Consider the following 12,059-nt stretch of genomic DNA (forward strand, 5'->3'; position numbering starts at 1 on the left):
CTAATCAGCTCATTTATAACGTTACAACAAAAATTTTTAACCCAGATCAGAATTTCGAAAAATCTTATAATAGTATGTAAAAAAAGAGCAAAACTAATTCCGAAACAAAATCGAAAAGCCATTGACACAGATCATGTTTGCAACGTTACAATAGACGTTGCGTAATCATCGGACTGACGGACACCCGCAATCCGAAACGCCTACTGGCACGCAAAGGGAGGAATACCATGCGTAAATTGACCATGATGACAGCGGCTGCCGCCCTGATGGCAGCAAGCACCAGCGTTCAGGCGGAAGATGTTGAAGTTCTGCACTGGTGGACATCCGGCGGCGAAGCAGCTGCTCTCAATGTTCTGAAAGAAGACTTGCAAGGCCAGGGCATTGGCTGGCAGGACATGCCGGTTGCCGGCGGCGGCGGAACCCAGGCCATGACCGTGCTTCGTGCCCGTGTTACCTCTGGCAACCCGCCTACTGCGGTTCAGATGCTCGGTTTTGATATCCTTGACTGGGCAGGCGAAGGCGCATTGGCCGACCTCAACATTCAGGCAGGCCTGGAAGGTTGGGACGATGTCGTGCCCGAGGCACTTCAGCAATTTGCCAAGCACGACGGCAAATGGGTGTCTGCACCGGTCAACGTGCACTCCACCAACTGGGTATGGGCCAACAAGGCAATACTGGATGAACTGGGCATTGCCGTTCCGACGACCTGGGATGAGTTTGTTGCCGCGCTTGAAAAAGTGAAGGCATCCGGCAAAACTCCGATTGCTCATGGCGGCCAAGCCTGGCAGGACGCAACTGTGTTTGATGCAGTCGCCATGTCAACCGGCGGTCCGGAGTTCTACAAGAAAGCCTTTATTGATCTCGACGAGGAAACCCTCGGTTCGGACACGATGAAGGAAGCCTTCGACCGGATGGCTGTGATCCGTTCACACGTGGACGACAACTTTTCCGGCCGCGACTGGAACCTGGCTACAGCCATGGTGATCAACGGCGATGCCGCTTTCCAGATGATGGGCGACTGGGCAAAGGGTGAATTCCTGAACGCCGACAAGAAGCCGGACACGGACTTCCTGTGTTTCCGTTTCCCGGGCACTCAGGACCAGGTCACATTCAATGCCGATCAGTTCGCAATGTTTGCGCAGGGCAAGGAAGTCGGCAAGGAGCAGGCTGCACTTGCAACTGCAATCCTGTCCCCGAGCTTTCAGTCAGCCTTCAATGTGGTCAAAGGGTCTGTTCCGGCACGCACGGATGTCTCCGACGATGCTTTTGATGCCTGCGGCAAGAAAGGCATGGCGGATCTGAAGGCAGCTGCTGACAGCGGCAACCTTTATGGCTCGATGGCCCATGGCCATGCGAACCCGGCAGCGGTGAAGAACGCCATGTACGATGTCATCACGGCACACTTCAACGGCGAATACGACAGCGCCACCGCCGTTGAGGAACTCGTGACCGCAGTACAAATCAACAAGTAATCTGCCCTTGAGAGCGGTGATACGTCACCGCTCTCGCATGGGACCGGGGACCGACAATGTCTATTTCTGAAACGGCGAACCCAAGGGGTTCCGTTGTTGACAGACTGCGTGATGCGCTGCCCAAACTCGTCCTGAGTCCGACTGTCGCAATCGTTGCGATCTTCGTCTACGGGTTCATCTTCTTCACGCTATATCTGTCCTTCACCGACAGCCGTATTCTGCCCTCCTTCGGCTGGGTTGGCTGGAAAAACTTTGAAAACCTGTTCCGGATCCGGGCCTGGGATACAGCTGTCTGGAACCTTGTCATTTTCGGTTCGCTCTACATTGTCGTCTGTTGCGTGCTCGGCCTTCTGCTTGCCATCCTGCTCGATCAGCGGATCCGCGCCGAAGGGTTCATTCGGACCATTTATCTTTATCCGATGGCGCTCAGCTTCATTGTGACAGGTGTTGCCTGGAAGTGGTTTCTCGACCCTGGTATCGGCATCGAGGCCGTGGTTCAGGGCTGGGGCTGGACCAGTTTTGAATTCAACTGGATCAAGGACCGTGAAATGGCGATCTACACGATCGTGATTGCTGCGGTCTGGCAGACATCCGGTTTTGTCATGGCGATGTTTCTTGCAGGTCTGCGCGGAATCGACAGTGAAATGATGAAGGCTGCCCAGATTGATGGCGCCTCGACATTTGCGCTCTACCGCCGGATCGTCATCCCGCAGCTGCGGCCCGCTTTCATGTCGGCCTTTGTCGTCCTCGCCCACATGGCGATCAAGTCCTACGACCTCGTTATCGCACTGACCGGCGGCGGCCCCGGCACGGCAACCGAATTGCCGGCAACCTTTATGTATTCCTACACCTTCACACGAAACCAGATGGGCATAGGCGCAGCCTCCGCGGTCATCATGCTGATGACGATTGCCGCGATCATCGTGCCATATCTCTGGTCGGAACTGCGGGAGAAGAAGTGATGTCGACCGCAGCAAAATCCTCTTCGTTCAGCGCGGGCCGTATCATTCTGTACATCCTGCTCTTGCTGTTCTGCATCTACTACCTCCTGCCGCTCTATGTGATGGTGGTAAATTCGCTCAAGCCGCTGTCGGAGATTACCGCAGGCGGCATGATGGCGTTGCCGCGGGATTGGACCGCGGCACCCTGGTTCAGCGCCTGGTCGACCGCGCAGGTTGGAGTTGAGGCAACGGGCCTGCGTCCATACTTCCTCAACTCCATCATCATGGTCGTTCCGGCCGTTGCCCTGTCGACCCTCGTGGGTGCCTTGAACGGCTACGTTTTGACCAAATGGGCCTTCAAGGGCTCCACGATCCTTTTCGGCCTGCTTCTCTTCGGCTGCTTCATCCCGTTCCAGATGGTTCTGATCCCGATGGCGCGCATGCTTGGGCTGATGGGACTGGCCGGCTCGGTGCCCGGACTGATCTTCGTTCACTTTGTCTACGGCATCGGGTTCTCGACGCTCTATTTCCGCAACTATTATGCAGCATTCCCCACGGAACTTGTCCGTGCCGCGCAAATCGATGGCGCCGGTTTCTTCCGCATCTTCTGGCGCATTTTGTTGCCCTCATCCGGTCCGATCGCGGTTGTCTGCATCATCTGGCAGTTCACCAACATCTGGAACGACTTCCTGTTCGGAGCGTCTTTCTCCGACTTTGACAGCCAACCGATGACCGTTGCCCTGAACAACCTGGTGCAGTCTTCAACCGGGGTGAAGGAATACAACGTCCATTTTGCAGGCGCGATCATGGCCGCGCTGCCAACACTCCTCGTCTACATCGTGGCGGGACGCTACTTCGTCCGCGGTCTGATGGCTGGCTCAGTAAAAGGATAAAACAATGGGCTTTCTCGACATCAAACAAGCGACCAAGTCCTATGGTGCCCTCCAGGTTCTTCAGGAAACCGACATTTCGGTGGAAGAAGGTGAGTTCCTCGTGCTCGTCGGGCCTTCAGGTTGCGGCAAGTCTACCCTGCTCAACATGATTGCCGGGCTTGAGGACATCACATCGGGCGAAATTGCCATTCGCGGCAAAAGCATGAACGGCGTCAAACCCGCAGACCGCAACATCGCGATGGTGTTTCAGTCCTATGCGCTCTACCCGAACATGACAGTACGCGGAAACATCTCCTTTGGCATGGAAATGCACGGCATCCAGAAACAGGAACGGGAAAAGCGTATCGACCAGGTTTCCGATCTTCTGCAGATCAGTCATCTGCTTGACCGCAAACCAGGCCAGCTCTCTGGCGGCCAACGGCAACGTGTTGCCATGGGGCGGGCACTTGTGCGCGAGCCGGATGTATTCCTGTTCGACGAACCGCTCTCCAATCTTGATGCCAAGCTGCGTGTCGACATGCGCACCGAAATCAAGAAGCTTCACCAAAAGCTTGGAACGACCATTGTTTACGTGACACACGATCAGATCGAGGCGCTGACCCTTTCGACCCGAATTGCAGTCATGTTCGGCGGCTATGTACAGCAGCTCGGCACACCGAAGGAAATATACGACAATCCGGCAAACATGTTTGTTGCCGGTTTCATGGGGTCTCCATCCATGAATCTGTTTCCGGCCAAAGTTGTTTCCGGCGACGGCAAACCTGCTGCTGAAATCAAGCTTGCCGACGGCAAGACTGCGGCAGTGCCATTTGCCAAGGACGCACTGGCCTCCAGCATCGGACGCGACATAATCCTTGGCATCCGGCCGGAAGCGATTACCGACAAGGATGGCGCGGACCGCAACTCACAAGCTGTGCACATTGTAGAGGCCCCTGTCGAGGTTACGGAACCGGCAGGGTCCGACACCTTTGTCGTCAGCCAGATTGGCGGCAAGGACGTGACCGGACGCTTCCGAGCAGATGTTGCGGTGAATGCGGGCGATGTCTTCCCGTTCGCCTTTAACATGGAAAAGGCCGTCGCCTTTGATCCGAAGACAGAAAACCGGATCGCCTGACATATGAAAACCGCACCGGACATCGTCATCATTGGCAGCGGCATGGGCGGCGCGACCCTTGCTGCAGGTCTGGCGCCGTCCGGTGCACGCATAACGATTCTGGAACGCGGGCATCACATACCCGACGATGCGCCAACGCGGGATCCTTGGCGCATTTATACCAACAGTGCATTCCGGTCCGATGAGACCTGGCTGGACGCCGAAAACAGGCCTTTTGAACCAGGCAACTATTACAATGTTGGTGGGAATTCCAAACTTTACGGCGCCGTTCTGCTCCGCTACCGGCAGGAAGATTTCGGCGAACTGGAGCATTTTGACGGCGTATCTCCAGCCTGGCCGTTTGGTTATGAGGAGCTGGCACCCTGGTACGATGCCGCCGAAGCGCTCTACAATGTGCGCGGCGACAGCAGCTCAGACGGCACGGAACCTCCGCATGCATCCGATTATCCTTTCCCACCTGTCCCTGATGAACCCGCGATCAAAATAGCGCGTCAGCGGCTTGAGAATGCAGACACCAAACCATTCAGTCTGCCGCTTGGCATCGACATCGACCGTTGGCTCCAAGCCGGTGAAACCGGCTGGGACGGCTATCCGGATGTTAGATGCGGCAAGATGGATGCCGAGACCTGTGCACTCGCGGAAGCCCTTTCCCATGACAATGTTGACCTGATCACGGGCGCCGAAGTCACCCGGCTTGAAATGGAGCCGGGTTCACGGCGCATCACCTCTGTAACCTACAGCAAGGACGGAACGGACAGGTCGTTGAAACCGGCATATGTCGTCTTATGTTCAGGCGCAGTTCAATCCGCGGCCACGCTGCTCCGGTCAGGTGTTGCCAACAGCTCCGGTTACGTTGGCCGCTGTTTCATGAATCACAACGCAACAGCTGTCATCGCCGTCGATCCGAGATTTCGAAACGATGCTGTCTACCAAAAAACCTTCGGTATCAACGACTGGTATCTGTCCGACGGGTCGGAGGGGAAACCGCTTGGCAATGTGCAACTTCTCGGACGGGTCACGCCCGATATCTTGAAAATTCAGGTACCTTATTTGCCGATGTTCGCCGCCCGCTGGGTGTCACACCACGCATTGGACCTTTATCTGATCTCAGAAGACCTGCCGGATCCTGAAAGCCGGGTGGTTCTGAAGGATGGCAAGATCCAACTGCGCTGGCGGCGGTCGAACATGACCGCGCACACCAAACTCGTCGCCAAGACAAAGAATACTCTTCGAAAGGCAGGCTTTCCGATTATTCTGACGCGCCTCTTCGACGGACGTGTGCCGTCGCACCAATGCGGCACGGTTCGATTGGGAAGCGATCCGGAAACATCCGTTGTTGATCCTGATTGCCGTTCCTGGGACCACCCGAACCTTTTTGTAGCAGACGCAGCAGCACTGCCGACGTCAGCTGCCGTCAATCCGGCACTGACGGTCGCAGCCCTTGCCCTTCGCACCGCCAAAAGAATTGAAAAGGATATGGCGGCATGACCAAGACTGCACTCGTCACAGGCGGACAAAGAGGCATTGGACGCGGCATTTGCGAAGCGCTCGTCAAGGCGGGCTACCAGGTCGCGCTTCTTGCCCAGGTCGAATCCGACGATCGGGACGTAATCGATGCGCTCGATCAGCTCGGCTCAAAAGCTCGGTACTATCGTCACGACCTTCAGGAAGTAGCGGGTCACGCTGCCATACTCGACCGCATCGAAAACGAGCTCGGCTCCATCACCACACTTGTTTCAAATGCGGGCGTGCCGGCCAAATCACGTGGTGACCTGCTTGAGGTTCAACCAGACAGTTTTGATTTCGTTCTGGGCGTCAACCTGCGGGGTGCTTTCTTTCTTGCGCAAGAAGTAGCGCGGCGAATGCTTGCAGTGCCTTCAGAGGCCTACCGGTCCTTGATCTTCGTGACCTCGGTCAGTGCCGAGATGGTGTCCGTAGAGCGCGCCGAATATTGCGTGTCGAAGGCCGGTGCAGCGATGATGGCGGACCTTTTTACCGCAAGGCTGGCGCCTCACGGCATTGGTGTCTTCCAGATACAGCCAGGCATCATTGAAAGCCCGATGACCGCAAGTGTGAAAGACAAATACACCACACGCATCGATGACGGCCTCGTACCGGTCCGGCGATGGGGCCAGCCGGAGGACATCGGCTCTGCAGTTGTCCCCCTGGTGCAGGGACAAATGGCCTACGCAACAGGCACGACGATCAAGGTTGACGGCGGGCTTTCAATCCCACGCCTTTGAGAGATGAAAATGGAAAACGGCTACGACTTCATCATAATCGGTGGCGGAAGCGCAGGGTCGGTTGTTGCGGCCCGACTGACCGAGGATCCGAACATCCAGGTGCTTCTTCTGGAAGCCGGAGGGCGTGACCGTCACCCATTTTATCATTTGCCGGCAGGTTTCGCGAAAATGACCAAGGGCATCGGGTCATGGGGTTGGCATACAGTCCCGCAAAAGCACATGAACAACAGGGTCTTCCGCTATACGCAAGCCAAGGTGATTGGCGGCGGGTCCGCGATCAACGCTCAGATTTACACACGCGGAAACGCCCGGGACTACGACGAATGGCGTCAACTGGGATGCGAGGGATGGGGTTTTGACGATGTCCTGCCCTACTACCGGAAAGCTGAAGACAACGACACTTATGACAACCGGTATCACGGCAAGGGTGGACCGCTCGGCGTTTCGAAGCCTTGTGCGCCTCTTCCGATTTGCGAAGCTTATTTCGAAGCAGCGGCCAAGCTGGGCATTCCAAGAAACGAAGACGTGACCGGCGAGACACAGGACGGAGTTGCCTACTATCAGTTGACCCAGAAAAATGCGCGCAGGTCGTCTGTGGCGATGGCCTATCTCGCCCCAAATCGTGACCGTTCCAATCTGCATGTGCGCACCGGCGCCAATGTTCGCCGGATCGTTGTGGAGGGTGGCAGGGCAACAGGCGTGGAATTGGTCGACGGTACCAGGCTCTCAGCCGGCACGGAAGTCATCCTTTCTTCCGGTTCCATCGGCTCGCCGCGCCTTCTCCAACTTTCGGGTATCGGCCCGGCAGCAGAGTTGCGTGATCTTGGAATTGACGTCGTTCTCGATCGGCCTTCCGTCGGTACAAACCTTCAGGATCACCTGGATCTTTATTGTATCTGCGAGGTCAGCGGCCCGCACACTTACGACCGTTTCGCCAAACCGCATCTGTCAGTGCTTGCCGGACTGCAATACATCTTCACGCGGCGTGGGCCGGTATCCTCCAGTCTCTTTGAAACGGGAGGCTTCTGGTACGCAGATCCGGAAGCACGCTCGCCGGATCTTCAGTTTCACCTTGGTCTTGGTACCGGCATCGAATCCGGTGTCGCGGCAATGCCGGACGGCGGCGTCACGCTCAATTCGTGCTACCTGCGACCGCGCTCGCGCGGAACCGTCCGGCTCCGCAGTTCAGACCCCTCGGATGAGCCTCTGATCGACCCGAACTACCTGCAAGACCCCAAAGATCGCGAGATGTCGATCCGAGGGCTCAGGCTCACACAGGAAATCCTGGCACAGGAACCGTTGAAACCGTTCATAAAGGCAGAGCGACTTCCTGGCCCCGATATCAAGAGCGATGAGGCCTACTTTCGCTTCATCTGCGAACACTCAAAGACGTCCCACCACCCAGCCGGCACATGCCGGATGGGCATTGACGACCAGGCGGTCGTTGACCCCAGATTGCGGTTCAACGGCATCGAAAATTTGCGTGTCGTCGATGCCTCCATCATGCCGAATGTCATTTCGTCCAACACCAATGCTGCGGCCATCATGATCGGCGAAAAAGCCTCCGACATGATCCGCCAAGATCACGGAACCACATCATGATCCGCCATATCGTTCTCATCAAATTCAATCCGGATGTAACGGAAGAGACGATCGCCGAGCTCTTTCAGGAGCTTCGCGAGATCGAAAAGCAGGTACCGGGCATCCGCGACATCACGTCCGGACGCAGCGAGAGCCCTGAGAAAATAGAACGCGGTTACATGCACGGTTTTGTTGTCGATTTCGATGACTGGGACGCACTGGAACGGTATCAGATCCATCCCGATCACAAGGCGCTCGGCGCCAAACTGGTCGCCAACGCCATCGGCGGAATTGACGGCATTCTGGTGCTGGATATTCCAGTGCCGGCCTGAGCAGCTGCCAACAAAATCCGGAGCCGCAGATGCTGAACCTCCCGACTTACGAAAACAGGCTCGAAGTTTATACGCCGACAGGCGATGCCCTGACACCGCGAGCCCCACGAACAACGTTGACCCGTACCGCTTTTGCAGCCGCCCATGTGGTCTCCGACCCGCTTGCTGAACGCGCGCCCTGGGAGGGATCCCCCGCGGTGGACTGGGACAATACATTGCGATTCCGTCGCTGGCTCTGGGACCAGGGCCTTGGACTGGCAGAGGCCATGGATACGGCACAGCGCGGCATGGGCGTTGACTGGCCAACGGCAAAGGAACTGATCGAACGCACCATGCGAGAAGCCAAGGTGCATCCGTTGAAACCGCGTGTTGCCTGTGGTGCCGGGACGGACCAGAAAGCGCCGGAAGAGCTGGCAACACTCCATGACATTCAAGCAGCCTATTGCGAGCAGATGGAAGCGATTGAGGCTGCAGGCGGGCAAATCATCTTGATGGCATCACGCGCCTTTCCAGCTATCGATGCCAGTGCCGACGATTATGCCAAAGCCTATAGTGCATTGCTTGAGCAAGCGTCTGAACCAGTGGTTCTTCACTGGCTGGGAAACATGTTTGATCCCGCTTTGAAAGGATACTGGGGCAGTGAAGACGTTGACACAGCATCAGACCTCGTTCTTCAGATCATCAATGCAAACAAATCGAAGGTCGACGGCATCAAGATATCGCTTTTGGATCAGGCGCACGAAGAAAGCTTTCGTGCACGGCTACCCGAAGGTGTCCGTCTCTATACCGGTGATGACTTCAACTACGCTCCGTTGATTGAGGGCGATGGCACGCGCCATTCCCACGCACTTCTGGGTGCTTTCGCAGCCATTGCGCCGGTGGCGAGCCAGGCATTGGAAGCGCTTGCGGAAAATGATCTTGAAACCTACCACGCGCTGTTCGCACCGACAGTTCCCCTCAGCCGCGAATTGTTCAAGGCGCCAACCCGTTTCTACAAGGCGGGAATTGCCTTTCTGGCGTGGTTGAACGATGCCCAGAACCACTTCGTCATGCCGGGCGGGTTTCAATCTTCGCGTGAAATTACGCATTATGCCGAGGTCTTTCGGCTTGCAGACAAGGCTCGATTGTTGTCAAAGCCTGATATAGCCGTGGAACGAATGCGACTTTTGTTAAAGCTTCACGGCGTTGGTTGATCAGCTTTGGAAGGCGAATGAAGAAAAGACCGACGATCCTGGATGTCGCAAAACACGCCGGTGTATCAAAATCGACCGTGTCGCTCGTTTTGCAGAATTCCCCGTCGGTGAAGAAGTCGACCCGCGATGAAGTCAACCACGCCATCGAAATCCTCGGCTATGTCTACAACAGATCAGCGGCCGGTTTGCGCGGCGCGTCATCAGGACTGGTCGGACTGATTATCAATGACTTGCGAAATCCGTTCTTCACCGAGTTCGCAGCATCGGCTCAGATGACCTTTGCGCGCAAAGGCTATTCAACGGTTGTTGCCAACACGGACGAAGACCCTGAGACTCAATCTCAGGTGATCGCTTCCATGATTGAGCATGGCGTCTCGGCATTCGTGATTTCTCCGGCCTATGACGCAAGTGGCTCAGCCTTTGACAGCATCCAGCGTGCCGGCATTCCAACGCTACAGGTCCTCAGACAGATCGATGAGAGAACCAGCGTCTTTCCGTTCGCTTCGCACAATTATGTTGCCGGGGGAGAGTTGGCAACAAACCACTTGATTGAAGCAGGTTGCCGAAAAATAGCCTTTGCCGGGGGCCTGGAAGAGCGCCCGGTCACCCTGGAAAGGATGTCGGGATACTGCAATGTCATGAAGGCGCGAGGCCTTCCCGTCGAAACTTTCTATGGCCGCCCGTCGCGAGCCTTCGGCCGTGAAATCGCACTGGAGATCACGACCAAGCATCCGGATATCGACGCGGCGATATGCTTCAGTGATCTGGTGGCTCTCGGCATGCTGTCCGGTTTTGCTGAAGCAGGTGTGCGCGTTGGAGATGAATTCAAGCTCATCGGCTTCGACGACATTGAAGAAAGTTCCCTTGTCTATCCCCGTCTCAGTTCTGTACGGTGCGACACCGGAGCGTTCGGAGAACACGCGGCAGAAGCCATGCTTGCGTGGATTGTGGATGGCGTACGTCCACCCGACACCAAGCGCTACGACGTGGAACTGATCAAACGCCAATCCAGCCTCGGAATCTGATCATGAAAATTAGCCCTGATGCGCTCTTGAAGCGCCTGTTCGATGTTGCCGTCGCGGCGGCCGATCCGATGGTCTGTGTTCCAAAACACCTGCCGGAAAAACCCCCTGGCCGCTGTTTGGTTATTGGAGCCGGCAAAGCCTCTGCGCGTATGGCGGAAGCGCTCGAGGCGGCGTGGGGTCCGGTTGACGGGCTTGTCATTACACGCGATGGCTACGCGAGGCCCTGCGCCGGAATAGAGGTAATAGAAGCGTCTCATCCGGTCCCGGACCAGCGAGGTCTCGACGCCACTGCCAGACTTTTGGAACTCCTCGAAGGTCTTGAAGACGGTGATAGGGTCATCGCTCTTATCTCCGGCGGTGCGTCCGCATTACTGGAAAATCCAGCTGGTGAAATCTCGCTCGAAGACTTGCGCAAACTCAACGAGGATCTTCTGTCCTCCGGCGCGCCCATCGATCAGATGAATACGGTGAGGAAGCATGTGAGCCGCGTCAAAGGCGGACAGCTGGCAGCGGCCGCCTATCCTGCGCACATGACCTCGCTGATCGTTTCCGACGTCGCAGGCGACGACCCCGCCTTTATTGCATCTGGTCCGACTGTTGGAGACAACACCAGCTCTGAAGATGCGAAGTCGATTTTGGCAAGCAACGAAATCAAAATTCCAAAATCCATTGAAGAGGTGCTGATGGCGCCAACCGGCGTATTGCCGGTGGGTGCACCAAAGCTGTCACAGACTGAAAACATCATTGTCGCCGCACCTTCCTTGTCCCTAAATGCGGCAAGCGAATTGGCTGAGGCGGAAGGAATTGCGGTTACGCTCTTGGGCGATGCCATTGAGGGCGAAGCGCGTGACCTTGCACAAGAGCATGCAAGCCTGGCCCTTAAGGTACAGGCAGAGCTTTCACCCGGTGACAAGCCCCGGCTGCTCCTCTCAGGCGGAGAATGTACCGTCACGCGCCGAGGTGACGGTATCGGTGGACCAAACGCGGAATATGCACTCGCGCTCGCATTGGCTTTGAACAACCAGCCGGGCATTTACGCAATTGCCTGCGATACGGATGGTGTGGACGGAGCAGCGGATGTTGCCGGGGCACGCGTCAGTCCTCAGACATTGTCAAAGGCATCAGAAAATGGGGTCAATGCGGCGGCCATGCTGGCGGGCAACGACAGTCACAGTTTCTTTGATTTGATCGGCGACCAGATTGTCACAGGCCCAACTTTGACCAATGTGAACGATTTCCGGGCAATCCTGATCGAAAGTGTCTGA

General features: G+C 56.4%; 11 protein-coding genes. All 11 read left to right on the forward strand.

Annotated features, from left to right (window positions below; all coding sequences use genetic code 11):
• Window positions 1–242 precede the first annotated feature (242 nt).
• The 11 genes from Q0835_RS25520 to Q0835_RS25570 are packed head-to-tail and all read left to right on the forward strand — an operon-like array spanning window position 243 to window position 12,059.
• Entirely contained in the window at window positions 243–1,472 is a 1,230-nt protein-coding gene (locus Q0835_RS25520; RefSeq protein WP_298965700.1) for an ABC transporter substrate-binding protein, read from the forward strand.
• Between the two features lie 56 nt (window positions 1,473–1,528).
• The gene (locus Q0835_RS25525) at window positions 1,529–2,434 is read left to right on the forward strand and encodes a sugar ABC transporter permease (RefSeq protein ID WP_298965567.1); all 906 of its coding nucleotides are present in this window, start codon (window positions 1,529–1,531) and stop codon (window positions 2,432–2,434) included.
• On the forward strand, window positions 2,434–3,306 hold the full coding sequence (locus tag Q0835_RS25530) for a carbohydrate ABC transporter permease (RefSeq protein WP_298965570.1): 873 nt from the start codon (window positions 2,434–2,436) through the stop codon (window positions 3,304–3,306). Before Q0835_RS25525 ends, Q0835_RS25530 begins: the two co-directional genes overlap by 1 nt.
• A 4-nt stretch (window positions 3,307–3,310) precedes the next feature.
• Window positions 3,311–4,420, forward strand: a complete 1,110-nt coding sequence (gene ugpC, locus Q0835_RS25535) for a sn-glycerol-3-phosphate ABC transporter ATP-binding protein UgpC (protein ID WP_298965573.1) — start codon at window positions 3,311–3,313, stop codon at window positions 4,418–4,420.
• 3 nt (window positions 4,421–4,423) lie between these two features.
• The gene (locus Q0835_RS25540; RefSeq protein ID WP_298965576.1) at window positions 4,424–5,908 is read left to right on the forward strand and encodes a GMC family oxidoreductase; all 1,485 of its coding nucleotides are present in this window, start codon (window positions 4,424–4,426) and stop codon (window positions 5,906–5,908) included.
• Window positions 5,905–6,663, forward strand: coding sequence for a 3-ketoacyl-ACP reductase (locus Q0835_RS25545; protein WP_298822415.1), 759 nt, complete (start codon window positions 5,905–5,907; stop codon window positions 6,661–6,663). The genes Q0835_RS25540 and Q0835_RS25545 overlap by 4 nt, the downstream gene beginning before the upstream one ends.
• A 9-nt stretch (window positions 6,664–6,672) precedes the next feature.
• Window positions 6,673–8,265, forward strand: a complete 1,593-nt coding sequence (locus Q0835_RS25550; RefSeq protein ID WP_298965578.1) for a GMC family oxidoreductase N-terminal domain-containing protein — start codon at window positions 6,673–6,675, stop codon at window positions 8,263–8,265.
• On the forward strand, window positions 8,262–8,576 hold the full coding sequence (locus Q0835_RS25555; protein ID WP_298965581.1) for a Dabb family protein: 315 nt from the start codon (window positions 8,262–8,264) through the stop codon (window positions 8,574–8,576). The genes Q0835_RS25550 and Q0835_RS25555 overlap by 4 nt, the downstream gene beginning before the upstream one ends.
• 29 nt (window positions 8,577–8,605) lie before the next feature.
• Window positions 8,606–9,769, forward strand: coding sequence for a dihydrodipicolinate synthase family protein (locus Q0835_RS25560; RefSeq protein ID WP_298965586.1), 1,164 nt, complete (start codon window positions 8,606–8,608; stop codon window positions 9,767–9,769).
• Window positions 9,770–9,786: 17 nt separating this feature from the next.
• A complete protein-coding gene (locus Q0835_RS25565) occupies window positions 9,787–10,794 on the forward strand; it encodes a LacI family DNA-binding transcriptional regulator (RefSeq protein ID WP_298965589.1) in 1,008 nt (335 codons plus the stop codon).
• A gap of 2 nt (window positions 10,795–10,796) precedes the next feature.
• Window positions 10,797–12,059, forward strand: a complete 1,263-nt coding sequence (locus Q0835_RS25570) for a glycerate kinase (RefSeq protein ID WP_298965591.1) — start codon at window positions 10,797–10,799, stop codon at window positions 12,057–12,059.

It is taken from the genome of uncultured Roseibium sp., from assembly GCF_947499295.1.
In the GTDB taxonomy this organism is placed as follows: Bacteria; Pseudomonadota; Alphaproteobacteria; order Rhizobiales; family Stappiaceae; genus Roseibium.